Source organism: Bradyrhizobium sp. UFLA05-153 (assembly GCF_054185185.1).
In genome coordinates this window covers 1-13,956 of the sequence record NZ_JBBIAM010000118.1, presented here as the reverse complement: position 1 = coordinate 13,956, position 13,956 = coordinate 1, and the positions used below count along the sequence as shown (strand labels likewise).

Here is a 13,956-nt window from a genome sequence, read left to right as displayed (position 1 = left end):
GAGTTGAGACCTTGCGAAAGGTATCATCTTGGTGGAGCAATTGACGGGTATCGCTGTCGCTCCAGCCATCCTCGAAGTCAAATCGCGCACATGCTCGTCATCTCCATTCAAAGCCAGGTCGTTCACGGCCATGTCGGCAATTCGGCCGCCGTCTATCCCATGCAGGCGGAGGGCGTGGATGTCGCGGCGGTACCGACAACATTGCTGTCGAACCACCCGCGCTATCCGACGCTGCGCGGCCGCGTGCTGGACGCGGAGCTCGTGGCCGATCTCCTGCTCGGCGTCGAGGAGCGTGGCCTGATCGAACGGGCAAGCGTCCTTCTCACCGGTTATCTCGGCTCGACTGCAAACGCGAAAGCCATCGCCGATTTCGTCGAGCGCGCGCTGCGACGAAATCCAAACCTTATCTATCTCTGCGATCCCGTGATCGGGGACGACGGCAACGTCTATGTCGCCGACGGCATTTTGGATGTCATTCGCAAGCGGCTCGTGCCAGCCGCGACCTTCATCACGCCGAACCAGTTCGAGCTGGAACAACTGTCAGGGATCGCAGTCAAGGATGCATCCAGCCTGTTGGCGGCAAGCGCCGCCATCGCGGCGCACGGCCCGAAAGGCGTTATCGCTACCGGTTGCACGCTCGTCGACACGCAAGCAGGGCAGGTGGAGACGATCCTCTGCCAGGGCGAAAAACTATCGCGCTTTGCGACAGGACGGCTGCCGATCCGGCCGTGCGGGACGGGAGATCTGCTGTCGGGGCTCGTGGCGGCGGGGCTTGCGAAGGGGGCGACGGTCGAAACGGCGGTTCGGTTGGCGGTCGATCATGTGTTTACGGTGCTCGCGCGCACGCATCAAACGGGATCGGAGGAGCTTTGCCTTATTGCGCCGACAGGTTGAGTGGCTGCTAATTTCATTATCTGCAGGTGTCCGGCCGGATGTCGTAAAATACGGCAAGCTTGAGGCAGTCAACAGCATATACAGTTAGAACGCGAGTTACCCCCGTAATACATTGGGAGCGTTGGGGTTGTTCGGGGCGCGTATCGGGAGAACCCACCCATGGCAAGTGTCGAACAATTGCGAAGAAAGGACTCGGTAAACCTGGTTCAACTTGAGGCGGACATTGCTTCGGTTCGTCACGGAAGTTCATTAGCTTCAATTGCATTGCCTGATTATGTCGAGCACACGGAGGGCGTTACGCGTGTGGGCGCCCTCAGCGCAGAGGCGGTCATTCGCGATTATGAATCCGCCGCAAAAGAGATCGAGGCGATGGGGGCCGAGTTGATCGGAGCTGCGCGAAAATGCGAAGAGCTGACGGCTCAGGTGCACGATGCGATCGCGTATATGCGCGAAACGGCCGCGGGCTACCGTGAAGAAGGACGCAAGATCTTCAAAAGGATCGAAGAATGCGCCCTGTTCACCGAGGACGTCCGCAAGACATGCGAGCAGGTGAAGCGCAGAATGGAAGCCGCGGGCAGCGTTCCCTCCATGGAGGAGGAGCCCGCCCAAGAGGAACAGGTATCCGAAAGCGCCTAGGTGCCCTCCCGGATCCGGTCCCCTTGATCCGGGGGGTGTGAGACCGCCTTCGGGCGGTCTCTTTTTTTGCCTCGCGGCCTCGGATACCGAACGACCAGCTAGTGGCGTGTTGCACGGACTTCCAGCGTGGTCTGGGTGATCCTGGCCACGAAGCCCTCAAGGTTTACGACCCGCTGCTTGACCAATTGTTCGTGCAGGTCGGCGATTTTCTGCGTTTCTTCGACGAAGGATTCACACGCCTGCTTCGCGAATTCCATCTGAAGCTCAAACGCCTCCGCGGGTGAGCGCGCGCTCGCAAGCTTCCCGATGAAGGACCAGGCGCGTTCAAGTGACTTCCTGGTGTAGTCGCCATAGGCATCCGCAATCGACTGCATGCTGACCGGGACGAGTTCCATCGAAGCGGCCGGCACGTTTGCTGTCTCGATGGCAGAAACCTCAGTCGACGGGAACTGTGGTTCGAGGTCTACGCCGGTCTCCAGCTCGGTTGCCTGACTGGTCTCCGGCTCGGGATCCGGCGACTGAACCGTTGCGGCCGCGTGTTGCTCGTCGGCCTTGGCCTGCTTCGTCTTTTTCTTCCGGTTGCGCTGGCCGGATTTTCCGGTCTGCTTGGTCTGGTCCACGCTCAACATTACAAAATGACTCCCCAAATCGATGAAGCTGCAACCCTCCGCTGCGTTTGCGCTGAAATCGCGATTGCGGCTTGTCACAGGCGTGGCGGGGGTGTGATGAGATTTGGCAGGGTGAACGCCAGGCCGGAGGGATTTCGCGTTCAGGACGGTCCGGCCATCTGCAAAATCTGCATTGTTGCAATGCAGCAAGGCGGGCTACCGCGCTGCAACATAAGGACATAGTTCCGGATCTCACGTTCTACCCAGGAGATTCGGTGTGAAAACAATTCCGTTAACCATTGCAGCCGCTGCCATGTCGGTCGCTGCTGCCACCGCCGCCTTCGCCGCGGAACTGCCGAGCTATGAGGCCAATGGCTTTGCGGCCTCGCCCGTGCAGGTGAGCCTGCTCGGCGCCGCGCATGTGAACCAGCAGGCGGCTTCCACGACCGCGCCGTCTCCGCACCAGGTGAGCGTGCTGACGCCGCGCGCCAAAGTGACGACCGCAACGACCGCGTCGGTCACGACCGGCACCGCGCGCTGAGCGAGATCCGAAAGAGCAGGGTGGGCCTGCGCCGTTGGCCAGCCCCATCCTGCCGGCTCATTCCGCGAGCACGATCCCGGCGCAGCCTTCGTCTCGCATATCGTCAAATTGACAGACCCGAATTAACGCAATCGTAGATTGCGTATCCTATCCGGTTACGCGCGGGCCATGCCTCGCACAACCGGAAAGGATACGCTTTTGAAGCGCATTTTCGCAAAATTCATCGCTGACGAGTCCGGCGCGACCGCGATCGAGTACGGCTTGATCGCCGCCGGCATCGCGCTTGCCATCATCGAAGTCATCTATGCGCTCGGCACCAATCTGGTTGAGAAGCTCAACGCGCTGGCCGCCGCGTTGAAGTAGCAAGAGCGGTCTGCGTAGCCCGGATGCCCATCCGGGCTACCGACGGCCTCTCGGATCGCGGCGACTAAAGAAATACCGTAAATCCGAAGTATTGTAAACGAGAATCTATTGGCCGAGGGGCCAATCAGCCGAACAGCGCCGCGTAGATCACGTAGAGCCAGCCCAGAATGCCGTGGATGATTGCCCACAGGATCGAATGGTTCTTGGTGTAGGAGATCGCGATGGCCAGCGCCGAACCGAAGCCCACGCCATATTTGGCGCCCTCGACCCGAACTCCGTAGTAGCGATTGCCGTTCATCGTCGTCCTCGCTTCGCTGATCCCGACCGTCCCTACGCCTTCCGCACGAACTCCGACTTCAAATTCATCGCGCCGATGCCGTCGATCTTGCAGGCGATGTTGTGTCCGTCGGTGGCGTCCTGGAGGCGGATGTTCCTGACCTTGGTGCCGCCTTTGACCACCGAGGACGATCCCTTGATCTTGAGATCCTTGATCACGATGACGCTGTCGCCATCGGTAAGTGCGTTGCCGTTGGCATCGCGCACGCCCGCCCCCTGCGCGGCTTCCGAAGCCGCCTCAGTCGACGTGCTCCATTCATGGCCGCATTCCGGGCAGACCCAGAGATCGCGATCCTGGTAGGCATGCTCGGAGTTGCAGGTGGGGCATTTCGTGGCGTCAGTCATCGTCAATCTTATCCAACGTTTTTAGGCGGGCGCACCGTAGGGGCCGGGGAGGGGAAAGCAAGGGAAATCCGGGCTACCTGTCCCTCCCATCATCGTGACGCAGCATTTGGCTGATACCGCTTGTGCTCAGCCTCGCGAAACATAGCTGATAGGGAGCGGATTACCGCTTGCGCCGCGTTCAGGTAACATCATCGCATGAGCGAAATCGAGACCTTGTTTGGTGTGTTGCGTCAGTCGGCCGACGAAGGCGTCGTCGACATGCTCGAGCGCATGGTGCGGGAGGCGCCGGACCATGCCTTGAACCGCATGAACGCGCTGGACCTGGCGGTTCGCGCCGGGCTCGATGAGGAGCGCGTTGTCGCGGGCCTGCTGCATGCGGTGCAGCTCGGCATGGCCGAGATGACCTGGAGCGTGATCTGCCCGAGCTGCGCCGGTGTGCTGTCCGCCAACAAGAGCCTGAAGACCCTCAACAGCCCGCATTATCATTGCGCCTTCTGCGCCGCGGGCTATGAGACGACGCTCGACAATCTCGTCGAGGTGACCTTCACGATCAGCCCGCGCGTGCGCAAGATCGCGGCCCACAATCCCGACGATTTGCCGCTGGCCGACTACTATCGCCAGATCTTCTGGAGCTCGGCCATCGATCTTCCGGGCGACGTCGAGACACTGCTGCGCGAGGTGACGCTCGAGACGTTCGACCTGCCGCCGGGCGAGCGGGCCATCCTGTCCCTGCAGGTGCCAGAGGGCACGTTGATCGTGTTCGATCCTGTGACGCATACCGCCCAGTTCCTCGATATCAAGGGCGAGGAGACCAGCGAGCGGCAGAACCTCTCGATGATCTTCAACAAGGCGGAAACGCCTGCCGAAGCGGTCAGCTTGCGCCCCGGGCCGCTGCGGCTGGCGCTCGACAACCGCACCGACGGCCGCGTGCTGCCGGCGGTGTGGGTCGCGAACAAGGCGCTCGACGATCTCTTGACGCGTCGCAAGCCGGCGCTGACGGCAAAGCGCCTCCTCACCAACCAGACCTTCCGCGATCTCTACCGCACCGACACGCTCGCTATCGGCCAGCGCCTGAAGATCCTCAGCCTGACCTTCCTGTTCTCGGACCTGCGCGACTCCACCGGGCTCTACGAGCATGTCGGCGACCTCGTCGCCTTCGATCTCGTCAACGAGCACTTCCGCCTCTTGCAGGAGATCATCGTCTCCGAGCGCGGCGCCATCGTGAAGACCATTGGCGATGCCGTGATGGCGACCTTCGAGACGCCGGACCGCGCCATTGCCGCCGCCATCCGCATGCGCGAGGCGATGAGCGACCTCGGCGCCGAGCGGCAGCATCAGGGCCTGCTGCTCAAGATGGGCATCCACGAAGGCTCGTGCCTCGCGGTCACGCTCAACGGCCAGCAGGACTATTTTGGCCAGACCGTCAACATCGCCTCGCGCGTCCAGGGGCTTGCCGCCTCACGCGCGATCGTGGTGACGGAGCCGGTGCTGGAGCATGCCGACACGCGGACCTTGCTCGAGGCCGGCGGCCTAAGCCCAACGCGACGCAGCGTGGCGCTGAGCGGCATCTCGGACAGGGTGTCGGTGTACGAGATTCCCTGAGGGTGGAGCCGGGTGGGGGCAAAACAAAAAGCGCGAAAACAACCCCATGCAAAGTAGCCGATCACCCCTGTGATGCGTTTGCGGATTTTACGAAGTCGCTTGACGCGTCGGGCAAATCATCGGCATTATTTCATCATCGCGGTTTTTGGCGACAGCCCGTCACCGTAGTCCGGATGAAGCGCAGCGCAATCCGGAATTGGAGCCCGCGGGACGATACGCCGATTACGCTGCGCTCGATCCGGGCCACGCCACGCTCATCCGCATTCATCACCAAGGTGACCAGATGGATATGAAGACCGCGCTCGCGGCGTCGCTCCTGATTGCCAGCTTCCTGGTCACCCTGTGGCTCTGGGCTCTTGTGGAGCAAATACCAGGCGTGCCCAGTCCCTTTGGTGGGGGGCGGGAAGCCGGCCTCGGCATCATGGTTCTCATGCCTCCTTTGCGCTGGCTGACGCTGTCAGCCGCGTTTGTCGTCCTGCTGATCGACGGAAGATTGCAGGCGTGGGCGCCCTACGGGATTCTGCGATTTCTCATGGCGATGGTCGGACTCATTGTGCTGGAAATTTTCATGTTCCAGATTCTCTTCCGTCGCCTCGACGACTCCATTGCGCCTTTCCATTGGCTTTTTAGCTCTTTGATGATCCTGCTGCCTCTGACCGTGATGGTGGGAGGCTATCTGGGCTCGCGCGCCGTATTCGTCATCGGCATCGCGGCTTCATTGGCTGCCGTGGTTTGGCCCATCTCTCCCAGTGTCGACTACATCGTGCGCCACCCCGACAATGAGGGAGGCGCAACGGCTACTCTGGCGAGCCTCGAGAAACATCCCGATTGGGTGAAACAGGTCTCACGCGAACTCGATGGCAACCACTACTGGTCCTTACGCCCGGCCTATCTGCTGACCCTGAAGCCGGCCGCGCTGGATGAGGATGTGCAGGAGAAGTGCTGGAAGGTCGGGCTCTCGGTGTTTGCCGAGGCGAGACGGTTTCGCGACAAGGGTGAAAACCAGATGCCTGGAGAATTCAACGAGATCGCACCGGTCTTCGCGGGCCTGGCCTCGATTCCCGGCCCGGTGCGGGATCGTCACCACGCCGAGTTCGTCGCCGTTCGCGATCTTGTCAATTTCTACAGGACCGAAACGCCTGACACGCGTCATCCTGAACTGCCGGACCTCAACACGGTGGATTGGGTGCCCGCGGGCAAGTGATGCGAGGCGCGGGGTAGCGCTTGTAGGATGGGTTGAGCTCTTCGAAACCCATCGTCTTTCCGAACCGCGATCGATGGGTATCGCTTCGCTCCACCCATCCTACGGGCTACGCTTGCTGCGCGGCTCGTTATGTATGGCCGTTCAAAACGGACGTGATCTCCTTAATGGTTGCTTTGCAGATCGCGCGGCTTGATGGGGCCGCCGCGTTTTGAGCGGTCATTTCTGGAAATCATACTGGAGGCCGTCATGCCTGTTGCGCAGAAAGCTGTCATTGCCACCGCGTCGCCGCGTGCGTTCATTCTCAGGCATATGGCGCTGTTCGCCGCGGCCGCGCTGTTCGTGTTCGTGCTGAGCTTGACCTACGGGCTGGATCTCAGCCCGGGGTTTTTCTGAGCGAAAGCGTGTAGGGTGTAGGATGGGTTTCGCTGCAGCGAAACCCATCATTTGCCGCGGTGAAGATGATGGGTATCGCTTCGCTCCACCCATCCTACGGGATACGCTCTACCCATCGTGAGGGCTCACCACTCAGGATAGCCGTAAGGGTCCATCATGTAGGGCGGGGGCATCCAGTGTTCTCGCGGCGGCCTGGGCCGCCGAGGTGCGGGTGCGGCTATGTGCTGGCGCGCAGCCGTGTCGTTCTCCTTCATCACGGTCCGAGCGGCGGGTTTCGCGGATGACGCAGCAAGCTGCGCTTGCAACGCCTGGACCTGCGCGGCGAGGCGCGCATTGTCCCCCGCATCTTTCTCCTGCGCCGTCTTGAGTTGTTGAATGGCGTCGGCCTGCTCGCGAAGCGTTTGCTCGTGACGGCTCTTCAGTTGCTCGAGCTTGTCGTTGATGTTCGCAAGCGACTGCGTGATGGTCTTGAGCGATTGCGCAAGCTCGGCGGATGCCTGGTCGGGCGGTGTGGCGGCGGCCGGCGGAGCGCTTTCTGCCTGCTTTTGCGCTTCCTTGTTCGCTTGCTTTTCCGATTCCCTGGGGACCGGCGGTGCCGGCACGGACGTCGGCTCATCCGCGGCAGCCAGCTGGACCGCTGGCGGCTGCGCCGGACTGCGAACGTCTGATACCTCCGGGGGCGGATTCGAGGCCGGTGGGGCCCATCGCGCCATGATCGCCTTGGCCTCGTCGCGATATTGCGAAGCGAAGGCAGCACCGAGGACGCCTATCGCCAGTAACAGGCCAACGAAGGCGCGCAGCATGGGCCGGTCCGCTTTCAGGCCTTGAGGGCGAACCTTGCTCGGCGGCGGCGGCGCTTTGTCCGGGGGAGCGTCGGCTCGTTCCGCACCGGCGTCTACTAGCGGGGCTGGCGGGGGCGGGCTGTCGCCGCGTTCCAATCCGGAAACCAGTCGGTCCAGCCGTGCGAGTTCTTCATTGGCGCTCTTGATCCGTTCATAGGCCCGCGTCAGCTCGCCGTCGGCGCGCTGCGGGCCCTGCGGATCATCCGGCTTCGGCTCGTCCGGCTTCGGCTCGTCCGGCTTGGGCTCGTCCGGATTGGGGTCGTCCGGCTTGGGGTCGTGCGACTCAGGCACCGATGCGCTCTCCATTCAGTCCGTTCGTCAACGGAATGAGTGCGGCAGTCCGAGATTGCTGAGGATAGTTCCCGCCGCCGTCGTGATCAAGACAACGCGAAGGTGTGGGAGAATTTATGGCGACCTCGGCACGCGGTGCGTTGTGCTATGGTATGGCGTGGAGGAAGTGCAATGAGAGTCCTTACCGCGATACTCGCCCTGCTTCTTTCAAGTCCGGCCGCCGCCCAGGACTGCCAGACATGCTCGATGGCCGACGCCTGCATGAAGGAGTACCTCAAGGCGACGTCGGAGGCCCAAAGGGCCACCAAGCAAGCCATCCGGGACTGGAAGCAGAATCTGGACAGGAAGGCCTCCGCGGAATTGTCCAGCAGGGGCATAAGCGCACTGCAAGACACCATGGAGACGCAGGTTCGTTCCGAGCTGGAGCGCCTGAAGGATTGTTTGGCGAAGATCAGATAGGGAGCAAAGGAGGATGCGATGAAATCGCTTTTGCTGCTCACGGCGAGCGGGCCGCTGCTCATTCTTACATCGCACGAGTCCCTGAACGACCAGAGGCTCCTTGAGGTGCTCAGGAACAAGGGGATCGGCAAGTTCGTCGGCTTCGAGGTTCCCCTGGCGCTCGCGAGAGCGCGCTACGGCGGGCACTTTCAGGCGGTCGAAAGCAATCTGCACGAGACCGATGATCTGAGGGTCCTCGACTTCAACGGCCAGCGGGTCTTTCAGCTGTTTCGGTTCGACGAACTGGGTTCGCCGGCCCTGATAGAACATTTGTGATCCGGTTTTGTCTCGAAGCATCGATCGAGCCTGCCAGAGGAGCCTGCTATGACGTCCTATACCGTCGGGTTGAAGCTCGGGATGCGCGCCAAGGCGCTCACGATCGACGCCGAGGATGCATTGGTCGCGGCGCTGAAGATCAAGCTCGAGAACCCCGAGGCCCTCGTCACTTACGTTCGCAAGTCAAATCGACGCGGCGATCGTCGCCACCCGCACGAAGCGCTGCGGGCCAAGAAAACCGGCTAGCCACGGCTGCAGGTCTGTACGGTGGGCAAAGCTTGCAGGATGGGTTGAGCGAAGCGATACCCATCATCTTCGCTGCGGCAATTGATGGGTTTCGCTGCGCTCTACCCATCCTACGAGCTGCGAGCCGATCCACCCTCAGGAGACATTCTGCCGGAAAAGATTGATCGGGAGGGAATCCTTTACCATGGCTTCCAGTCTCGGTTGAACCAATGGAGGTTTAGGAATTAAGGAAAAATTCTGCGGTATCTATGCCTGGATTTTACGGATGCGTCGGATACGCCGTTCGAGGTTGCCGCAGGTTACGGGAGCGTACGAGTCATGAGCGAGTATCGTGCTGCAGTCAGACATCACACGCTGAGGACCGGCATCATCGAATTCGACAACGGCACCGGCCGCATCATCAACGTGCCCTGTACGATCCGCGATGTTTCCGGCACCGGCGCCCGCCAGGCACTCAACAGCTCGCGATGGATCCCGGAGCAATTCACGTTGGTCTTCAGCAACGGACTGCGAAAGGACTGTCGGGTCGCGTGGCGCAAGGGGAGGCTGATCGGCAGCGCGTTCGTGGATGGATATGCGAGCCCGGACGAACAGGCCGCCATGATGACCGAGGAAGAGCAGTCCCGGCACAGGCGGCAGATTGGTGCGCGTGTCAGAAGTGCGCGCGAGACTCGCGGCTACACCGAAGTCCAGTTGGCGGAGCTCATCGGCGTCTCGCCCGGGTTTGTGTCACGTGCCGAGAATGGAGAGGTGGACATTCCTCTCTACCAGCTGATGCATATCGCCGATCTGCTGCAGGTCAGTCTCGACGGGCTTGTGGCAGGGCCGACGCCGAGCGGTTTGCCCGGGGAAGTCGACGCGGCGTAGTGGGGGCAGCAAAGCTTGCAGGATGGGTTGAGCGAAGCGATACCCATCATCTTCGCCGCGGCAATTGATGGGTTTCGCTGCGCTCTACCCATCCTACGAGCCATCATCCGCCGCAAGGCGCAGGAATTGCCGCTTCATCGCGTTGACCCTGGAGACATAGCCCGCAACGAGGTGATCGCCGCAGCGCTCGCCGGCCATCATCTGAAAGTGACGGCGTGCGTAGGCTAGCGCCGGACCCGCGCCGCAGAGATGGATCAGCGCGGCCAGATCCTGCTTCTGCTGCGCGCTTGCCTTCACGTCGCCCGCCAGGGCGAGAACCGCCGCTACATTGCGGTCCAGATACACCGATGCCAGCTCGATGGCGTGGCTCGGGATCGCGCGGATATAGAAGCCGGTAGACCCGCAGCCGCTATCCGTGACCGCGTTGCCGCGGACACAGAACCTGATAGCCTCGGCATAGGCCGGATTGGTCATCTGGTAGAGGCCGACGGCGCTGGAGGCGGGCTGGTAAAGCGCGAGGGGATTGAGGCTCAATCGCCAGCGCCAGTAGGTGCGCGCGACCGGATTGCCTGAGCTCTCGACCTGCGCCAGCGCGGCCAGCAATTCGGGCGTGATCGTATCGGTGGAATGCTTGCGGAAGAGCGGCCCGTATTGCCGCCACGTCTCGGCCGGTTCCTTGTCGAGGGAGTTGCCGACAAGGAAGAACATCTCAGTCGGCTTGCGGACCACGTGATAGACGATGTTCGTCAGCGCCAGGACCGCAAGCAGGATCGCCGCGACACAAGCGATACGAACCGCTCGCGGCGCTCGCGCGAGCTTGCGTCGCGCCCACAGAGCGCCGCGCCGAAAGCTGCGAAGGCGGCTCTTGCGTTTTCTTGACATGCGTCTCGCGGGAGCACGTAGGATGGGTTGAGCCCTTGCGAAACCCGGACCTGACCGAGTTTGATGGGCGTTGCTTCGCTCTACCATCCCATGGGCTTGCTTGAAAATGTAGCTGCAAGTGTGAAATGTCGCACAGACGGAAGCCGGTCTGTCTGGTTGTGTTACATGAATCTTGACCCCTGCCTCCGGTGCACGCCGCAAGAGGGGTGTGCGGCAATCTCAGGAGCCTCGTCATGCGCGTCCAGAAGCTCACGGTCATGCTTTGCAGCTTTAGCATCGAGTCCACCTTGAGCGGGTGTACCGAGAGGTTTCGAGTGCGCTGAACAACGCGCACAGCGATTTTCTTGAGGGCCCCGCCGGTGACGGACGGGGCCTTTTCCATTTGTGTCTGCTCACGTCTGCCCGGCGGCGCCTTCGCGATGAAGGACCGGGGTCATGTGGGAGTATTTTGGACCCGATTTCGCGTTTGACGTGGTGAAGGGAGTGGTCGCCGGAATAGCCTCGATGGCCTTTCAGGTCGTCGCCCCGCGGACCTTCCGCGCCGCGAAGCAGTTTCGTGCGCGCTGGGTTGCAAGGAAAGCTGCGAGGCGAGCGGCAAGGCGGGAACGCCGCGACGCGACGGCGAACGATGGGCGGTGAGAAGAGAACAGCTCGGATGGACTTCGTAGGGTGGGTTGGCCGAAGGCGTAACCCACCCTTTTCTGTCGTCGTGGAAACGAAAGAGGTGGGTTACGCCGAGCGAACTGCGCTTCGCGCAGTCGCAAGGCTAACCCACCCGACGCGCTGCGCTGGTTGAAATGCTACACACCGCAGCCGTCCCGGTATACCACCGGGGCGGTTTCTTTTTTGTGCCGACGTGAACTGCTTCACACTGATTTTTCGGACCGGTCCTAAAATCAGCGGCGCGCAATGAAGCGCTTCTCGAATGTGGGAATTTGATCATGGCTATTGCACAACATTCAGCAATGCCGTCCCTAGTTCGTAGCTACGACGGCTTGATAATTCTTGGTTACGCGGCATTTGCCGCTATCGCGCTCGTCGCGATCTACTTCGCTGCGGGCGGCCCAAGCTTCAATGCCGCTGCTCTTTCAATGATGGATGTAATGCCACTAATGCGGTGGACTCTCGGCTGCTCGCTTCTGATTGCTGTCGGGGTCTGGCTGTCGGTTGGGCCGCCAGTGGCGGATGCGAGCAGCGCATACATCGCCGTTGCCAGACGCTGAGCGCGCGCGGCAACCCGTTGGCTAACCACCGTGTGGCTCCGTCATGTCCGACCGAGTGGAAAGATACTTGAAAATGGCAGAGGAATGCCGGCGGCGCGCAGCGGAAGTGCGCAATTCGGCGGATGAGCAAGCTTGGCTTGCACTAGCCGACGAATGGTCAAAGCTTGCGCAACGGAACTGCGACGACGCTAGCGGCCATGCTGCATCCGACTGACTGCAACAAGAAGATCGGGACGTTCGAGCACTTCGACGAGTTGATCGAGGATTACGCGTTCGTTGGTGCGTGGTAGGGGCTTGAGATACTCTTCCAGAATACGTTGCGCCTCCCCGAGGGCTTTGGCAGCTAGCTCTTCGTCACGCATGAAATCGCTCCGTTGCGATTGATGCCCTTTAATAAGTATTCGTGCATTTGGTTCCACAGACTTTCGACGATGCTCGCCGGAACGTCAGGGCGATTGCTAGGTTAGACCGATGCCCTTCCCCAAGGGCGGTACGGCCCCAGCTCACCCCCAAAGCCCCCCAGAGCTGGGGCCTTTTTTGCATGCTGCACCGCTAGCGCTTGCTTCGCTGCTTGATCCCCGCCGGCACATACGCCTTCGGCGGCCACTTACGGAACTGCACGCCGGTTTCGGTGAAGACGATTCCGGCGTTGCTAAGCTCATTCATCAAGACAAACAACGTGCCTTCGTGCGGCTCGCGCTAAACGTGCGACGACGAAACGTCAAACGCCCGTGCCGTTGCCGAAGCGGTTGTTGGCTCATTTGCGGAGATGGTCGCGGCTGGGAATATCGAAGAGCCATTTCGTGGAGTGGAACGGCAAATTCGTAGGATGGGTTGAACTCTTGCGAAACCCATCATCTTCGCCGCGGTGATTGATGGGTTTCGCTGCGCTCTACCCATCCTACGAGCTGCGCTTCGCGCAGTCGCAAGGCTAACCTACCCTACGTGCTACGGTGGACAAGTCGCTCCACCATCACCGTGGGCAAGTCCAAAGCCTCAGCAAGAAAGTAGAACGTTAAGATTTGCTGATGGCTGATTTGCGCGATTCTGATTCGTTCTTTGAGAACGAAGCAGAGTCAGATGCAGAACAAATTTCCTGCACAGCGCGTCGGGCGGGTTAGCCCTGCGGCTGCGCGAAGCGCAGTCCGCTAGGCGTAACCCACCACTTCTCTCAGCGCACCGAAAGCAAAGAGGTGGGTTACGCTTCCGCCTTACGCTCGTTGAGCTTCGATCGACCCATGCTATTGGCTGCAAGATCGTGAAGACGCCTTGTCAGTTGCGCGGGTTCCTGCGTGCGGTGCGAGGTCCGTCGGTTAATACATTGGTCATTCCTTTGCAGTCATTTTCACGGCCTCATTCAACAGGGAGGCACCATGTCTGACGTCACCATTCCCGGCGGAAAAATTCGTTCGTTCGTCGAGCGGATCGAGAATCTGGATACCGAATTGCAGGAGTTGAACGAGCAGAAGAAGGAAGTGTTTTCGGAAGCCAAGGCCGAGGGTTTCGATGTGAAGATCCTCAAGGAGATCATCAAGCTGCGGAAGCAGGACGAGGACGAGCGTGACGAGCGAGAAACCCTGCTTGATCTCTACATGAGAGCGATGGAGACGGCGGCGCCGGAACAGGCCGCCAAGGCAGCCTGATGGCAGCCTGATTCAATTCGAGCGACTCCAAACAGCGGCGCGAAGGATGGGCTGAGCACTTGCGAAGCCCATCATCTTCGTGAGGGCTGATGGGTATCGCTTCCGCCCTCGCTCGTCGAGCTACGGCGGACAGGTCACCCATCCTACGGGCTACTGCGGCCTGCAGATGACTTCGAGAGCGAAAGGGAGTGCACTGAAGATCATCTAGCCGGCCTTCGCTAGCAAGAAGGCGGTGGAGCTAAAGTGAGTTCGCAATCATCGATTCA

Annotated in this window: 19 protein-coding genes; 13 read left to right on the top strand and 6 right to left on the bottom strand. The window is 60.9% G+C overall.

Annotated elements, in window-relative coordinates:
• Positions 1-90: 90 nt before the first annotated feature.
• Positions 91-894, top strand: coding sequence for a pyridoxal kinase (gene pdxY, locus Q2941_RS41275; RefSeq protein WP_458196097.1), 804 nt, complete (start codon positions 91-93; stop codon positions 892-894).
• Positions 895-1,053: 159 nt separating this feature from the next.
• Entirely contained in the window at positions 1,054-1,530 is a 477-nt protein-coding gene (locus Q2941_RS41270; RefSeq protein ID WP_035664389.1) for a hypothetical protein, read from the top strand.
• A 98-nt stretch (positions 1,531-1,628) separates the two neighbouring features.
• On the opposite strand, the gene Q2941_RS41265 is transcribed toward Q2941_RS41270, so the two are convergent.
• Entirely contained in the window at positions 1,629-2,159 is a 531-nt protein-coding gene (locus tag Q2941_RS41265) for a phasin family protein (RefSeq protein WP_035664373.1), read from the bottom strand.
• Positions 2,160-2,451: 292 nt separating this feature from the next.
• On the opposite strand from Q2941_RS41265, the gene Q2941_RS41260 reads away from it, so the two are divergent.
• Both Q2941_RS41260 and Q2941_RS41255 read left to right on the top strand, forming a co-directional pair.
• A complete protein-coding gene (locus Q2941_RS41260) occupies positions 2,452-2,679 on the top strand; it encodes a hypothetical protein (RefSeq protein ID WP_458196096.1) in 228 nt (75 codons plus the stop codon).
• 198 nt (positions 2,680-2,877) lie between these two features.
• On the top strand, positions 2,878-3,042 hold the full coding sequence (locus tag Q2941_RS41255) for a Flp family type IVb pilin (protein WP_027526795.1): 165 nt from the start codon (positions 2,878-2,880) through the stop codon (positions 3,040-3,042).
• A gap of 124 nt (positions 3,043-3,166) precedes the next feature.
• On the opposite strand, the gene Q2941_RS41250 is transcribed toward Q2941_RS41255, so the two are convergent.
• Together Q2941_RS41250 and Q2941_RS41245 are read right to left on the bottom strand one after the other, a co-directional pair.
• On the bottom strand, positions 3,167-3,340 hold the full coding sequence (locus Q2941_RS41250; protein ID WP_016840760.1) for a hypothetical protein: 174 nt from the start codon (positions 3,338-3,340) through the stop codon (positions 3,167-3,169).
• Between the two features lie 32 nt (positions 3,341-3,372).
• Positions 3,373-3,723, bottom strand: coding sequence for a zinc ribbon domain-containing protein YjdM (locus Q2941_RS41245; RefSeq protein WP_458196095.1), 351 nt, complete (start codon positions 3,721-3,723; stop codon positions 3,373-3,375).
• Positions 3,724-3,918: 195 nt separating this feature from the next.
• On the opposite strand from Q2941_RS41245, the gene Q2941_RS41240 reads away from it, so the two are divergent.
• The 3 genes from Q2941_RS41240 (at position 3,919) to Q2941_RS41230 (ending at position 6,922) form a co-directional block, all read left to right on the top strand.
• Complete coding sequence (locus Q2941_RS41240) at positions 3,919-5,325, top strand: adenylate/guanylate cyclase domain-containing protein (protein ID WP_027526797.1); 1,407 nt, start codon at positions 3,919-3,921, stop codon at positions 5,323-5,325.
• A 283-nt stretch (positions 5,326-5,608) separates the two neighbouring features.
• A complete protein-coding gene (locus Q2941_RS41235; RefSeq protein ID WP_156944708.1) occupies positions 5,609-6,529 on the top strand; it encodes a hypothetical protein in 921 nt (306 codons plus the stop codon).
• A gap of 246 nt (positions 6,530-6,775) precedes the next feature.
• Positions 6,776-6,922, top strand: a complete 147-nt coding sequence (locus Q2941_RS41230) for a hypothetical protein (protein WP_198031889.1) — start codon at positions 6,776-6,778, stop codon at positions 6,920-6,922.
• 125 nt (positions 6,923-7,047) lie between these two features.
• On the opposite strand, the gene Q2941_RS41225 is transcribed toward Q2941_RS41230, so the two are convergent.
• Positions 7,048-8,055 (bottom strand): hypothetical protein, encoded by a 1,008-nt coding sequence (locus Q2941_RS41225; RefSeq protein WP_458196093.1) that lies wholly within the window; start codon positions 8,053-8,055, stop codon positions 7,048-7,050.
• A gap of 171 nt (positions 8,056-8,226) precedes the next feature.
• Between Q2941_RS41225 and Q2941_RS41220 the strand changes: the two genes are divergently transcribed.
• From Q2941_RS41220 to Q2941_RS41205, 4 genes are all read left to right on the top strand, one after another.
• Positions 8,227-8,514 carry a hypothetical protein gene (locus Q2941_RS41220; protein ID WP_458196092.1) on the top strand — a complete coding sequence of 96 codons (288 nt, stop codon included), beginning with the start codon at positions 8,227-8,229 and terminating at the stop codon, positions 8,512-8,514.
• A gap of 18 nt (positions 8,515-8,532) precedes the next feature.
• The gene (locus Q2941_RS41215) at positions 8,533-8,829 is read left to right on the top strand and encodes a hypothetical protein (protein WP_027526801.1); all 297 of its coding nucleotides are present in this window, start codon (positions 8,533-8,535) and stop codon (positions 8,827-8,829) included.
• Positions 8,830-8,877: 48 nt separating this feature from the next.
• Positions 8,878-9,075 (top strand): hypothetical protein, encoded by a 198-nt coding sequence (locus Q2941_RS41210; protein WP_254112265.1) that lies wholly within the window; start codon positions 8,878-8,880, stop codon positions 9,073-9,075.
• Between the two features lie 318 nt (positions 9,076-9,393).
• Positions 9,394-9,942 (top strand): helix-turn-helix domain-containing protein, encoded by a 549-nt coding sequence (locus tag Q2941_RS41205; RefSeq protein WP_458196091.1) that lies wholly within the window; start codon positions 9,394-9,396, stop codon positions 9,940-9,942.
• Positions 9,943-10,035: 93 nt separating this feature from the next.
• On the opposite strand, the gene Q2941_RS41200 is transcribed toward Q2941_RS41205, so the two are convergent.
• Positions 10,036-10,824: a transglycosylase SLT domain-containing protein gene (locus Q2941_RS41200; RefSeq protein WP_458196090.1), complete on the bottom strand. Its 789-nt coding sequence runs from the start codon at positions 10,822-10,824 to the stop codon at positions 10,036-10,038.
• Positions 10,825-11,765: 941 nt separating this feature from the next.
• On the opposite strand from Q2941_RS41200, the gene Q2941_RS41195 reads away from it, so the two are divergent.
• Positions 11,766-12,047 (top strand): hypothetical protein, encoded by a 282-nt coding sequence (locus Q2941_RS41195; RefSeq protein ID WP_156944709.1) that lies wholly within the window; start codon positions 11,766-11,768, stop codon positions 12,045-12,047.
• A gap of 188 nt (positions 12,048-12,235) precedes the next feature.
• Here Q2941_RS41195 and Q2941_RS41190 read toward each other — a convergent pair whose 3' ends face one another.
• Positions 12,236-12,409, bottom strand: coding sequence for a hypothetical protein (locus Q2941_RS41190; RefSeq protein ID WP_198031890.1), 174 nt, complete (start codon positions 12,407-12,409; stop codon positions 12,236-12,238).
• 1,011 nt (positions 12,410-13,420) lie between these two features.
• Between Q2941_RS41190 and Q2941_RS41185 the strand changes: the two genes are divergently transcribed.
• Positions 13,421-13,690 carry a DUF2312 domain-containing protein gene (locus tag Q2941_RS41185; protein WP_027526807.1) on the top strand — a complete coding sequence of 90 codons (270 nt, stop codon included), beginning with the start codon at positions 13,421-13,423 and terminating at the stop codon, positions 13,688-13,690.
• Positions 13,691-13,956: the final 266 nt, after the last annotated feature.

Coding starts and splice junctions, on each gene's coding strand:
- pdxY (WP_458196097.1), top strand. CDS start 91: ATGCTCGTCATCTCCATTCAAAGCCAGGTCGTTCACGGCCATGTCGGC.
- Q2941_RS41270 (WP_035664389.1), top strand. CDS start 1,054: ATGGCAAGTGTCGAACAATTGCGAAGAAAGGACTCGGTAAACCTGGTT.
- Q2941_RS41265 (WP_035664373.1), bottom strand. CDS start 2,159: ATGTTGAGCGTGGACCAGACCAAGCAGACCGGAAAATCCGGCCAGCGC.
- Q2941_RS41260 (WP_458196096.1), top strand. CDS start 2,452: ATGTCGGTCGCTGCTGCCACCGCCGCCTTCGCCGCGGAACTGCCGAGC.
- Q2941_RS41250 (WP_016840760.1), bottom strand. CDS start 3,340: ATGAACGGCAATCGCTACTACGGAGTTCGGGTCGAGGGCGCCAAATAT.
- Q2941_RS41245 (WP_458196095.1), bottom strand. CDS start 3,723: ATGACTGACGCCACGAAATGCCCCACCTGCAACTCCGAGCATGCCTAC.
- Q2941_RS41240 (WP_027526797.1), top strand. CDS start 3,919: ATGAGCGAAATCGAGACCTTGTTTGGTGTGTTGCGTCAGTCGGCCGAC.
- Q2941_RS41235 (WP_156944708.1), top strand. CDS start 5,609: ATGGATATGAAGACCGCGCTCGCGGCGTCGCTCCTGATTGCCAGCTTC.
- Q2941_RS41230 (WP_198031889.1), top strand. CDS start 6,776: ATGCCTGTTGCGCAGAAAGCTGTCATTGCCACCGCGTCGCCGCGTGCG.
- Q2941_RS41220 (WP_458196092.1), top strand. CDS start 8,227: ATGAGAGTCCTTACCGCGATACTCGCCCTGCTTCTTTCAAGTCCGGCC.
- Q2941_RS41215 (WP_027526801.1), top strand. CDS start 8,533: ATGAAATCGCTTTTGCTGCTCACGGCGAGCGGGCCGCTGCTCATTCTT.
- Q2941_RS41210 (WP_254112265.1), top strand. CDS start 8,878: ATGACGTCCTATACCGTCGGGTTGAAGCTCGGGATGCGCGCCAAGGCG.
- Q2941_RS41205 (WP_458196091.1), top strand. CDS start 9,394: ATGAGCGAGTATCGTGCTGCAGTCAGACATCACACGCTGAGGACCGGC.
- Q2941_RS41200 (WP_458196090.1), bottom strand. CDS start 10,824: ATGTCAAGAAAACGCAAGAGCCGCCTTCGCAGCTTTCGGCGCGGCGCT.
- Q2941_RS41195 (WP_156944709.1), top strand. CDS start 11,766: ATGGCTATTGCACAACATTCAGCAATGCCGTCCCTAGTTCGTAGCTAC.
- Q2941_RS41190 (WP_198031890.1), bottom strand. CDS start 12,409: ATGCGTGACGAAGAGCTAGCTGCCAAAGCCCTCGGGGAGGCGCAACGT.
- Q2941_RS41185 (WP_027526807.1), top strand. CDS start 13,421: ATGTCTGACGTCACCATTCCCGGCGGAAAAATTCGTTCGTTCGTCGAG.